The 1,794-nt window shown below is 56.5% G+C and carries 1 protein-coding gene and 1 pseudogene; both read left to right on the top strand.

Translation table 11 applies throughout. The features are described from left to right. Positions 1–909: pseudogene (locus HMPREF3153_RS00265) on the top strand (IS21 family transposase); the annotation flags it as partial. A gap of 20 nt (positions 910–929) precedes the next feature. Continuing rightward, positions 930–1,688, top strand: coding sequence for an ATP-binding protein (locus tag HMPREF3153_RS00270; RefSeq protein ID WP_046645578.1), 759 nt, complete (start codon positions 930–932; stop codon positions 1,686–1,688). Positions 1,689–1,794: the final 106 nt, after the last annotated feature.

The following is a 1,794-nucleotide window of genomic DNA, read 5'->3' on the forward strand; positions in this document are numbered from 1 at the left end:
GCGTTTGCCGACTATTACGGGGTCACGATCGTGCCGACTCGGCCCGGCAGGCCACGCGACAAAGCGGCAGTAGAACGTGCCGTGAAAATCGCCTACACCAAAATACTCGGGTACTTCAGCAACGAGGTCTTCTATAGCCTTGATGAGCTTAATGAGGCGATCGCTTGCCGTCTTGCTGATATCAACAGCGCAATGACGCGGCCTGATGGCTCAACACGGCGCATGCGCTTTGATAAAGAAGAGGCACCAATGATGCGGGATCTGCCGCCGACGCCGTTTACGGAAGTGTCTTATAAGCGGCTTAAAGTCGACCGCAATTGGCACATCACCTGTGACTACCAGTACTATTCAGTGCCATTTCAGCTGGTGGGAGAATCGGTAACAGTCAGGCTCACCCCGCAACTAGTAAGCATCTTCAACGGGGAGCAGCTTGTTGCTGAACACACGCGCCTTCACGGATTCAAATACCGGTATTCCACCAACCCTCAGCATGCACCGCGTGGCGACGATGAAGGCCACAAGGCGCTTACCCGTGATGAGCTCTTGGCCTGGGCCTCGTCGTTCGGGGCAGCAACGCACGCAGTCATAGCGATGATCCTCGACCGCAATAGTGCCGCCATCCCCCGCGGACTCATTCAGGCACGCAACGTGCTGGCCAACCTGGGCAAAAAGCACAACAAAGCCACCCTCGAACCTGCATGCCAGCAGGTCTTAGACAAGAAGCTGGCCCCCACGATGGCAGTGATCAAACGCATCCAGACTGACATTGCCCACGCCCAACAACATCCCGGGCCACCAGGGGCAAAACCACAGCCTGTGGCCAAGCACCACCCACGCCCAAGTACCCCGCTTACCGGTGAGGTGGCCGATGCCGTCTTTATCCGGCCTGCTGACCACTACGAAAACTAGAAGCAATAAGGAGTGAAACCATGAGCAGCATCGACGACGAGATTGTGCGGGCGAAAATGCGCAAGCTTCGCGTATCGACCTTCGCTGACATCTTCTACGAGGTTGTCAACGACGAGGCCTATGCGGATGCGCTACCAGAAGACATCTTCCTCGCCGCAGTCGAAGAAGCTTACACACAACGCCAACAACGCAACATTGCCAAGGCCATTACCCAGGCTAAATTCCGATACCCGGATGCAAGCCTGGCTGAAATCACCCAGGCAGAACAACGCGGTATCAACATGCGCCAGCTGAAACGAATCGCAGCAACTAACTGGCGGGAAAACCCGACCAATATTCACATCCTCGCCCCGACGGGAACAGGCAAGACCTACATTGCCTGCGCCATCGGTATCGCCGCGTGCAAGGCTGGATACTCCGTGGCGTACTACCGGCTGGATCAACTTGTAGACATGCTGGCGGTCTTCTCACCGACTGACCAAAACTACCTCGATAAGATGCGGAAACTGATCAACGTCGATGTCCTTATCATCGACGACTTTATGACCATCAGCATCAACCAGCGCGGGCAAGAAGACCTAATCAAGATCATATTCGACCGCGACGGTCGGCTCCCGACACTGATCTCCTCCCAATCAGCTGCCGCCTATTGGGTTGAAACACTGCCAGACAGAGTCGGAGCCGATTCACTCGTAAGCCGCCTCAACAACGGCCACCGAATCCGTATCGGAGACTTCGACATGCGCAAGGCCACCGCCCCAATAGAACCGGACGAATAAAGCAAACAGCCGGGCCGACTCCGTCGGCCCGGCCCCGGTACCAACTACCCGGAACCCGGCAGTACCGGGTCTCCGGAACACCGGTACCCAAAACCCGCATCTGACA

The organism is Corynebacterium sp. HMSC06C06, assembly GCF_001807295.1.
GTDB lineage: Bacteria > Actinomycetota > Actinomycetes > Mycobacteriales > Mycobacteriaceae > Corynebacterium > Corynebacterium striatum.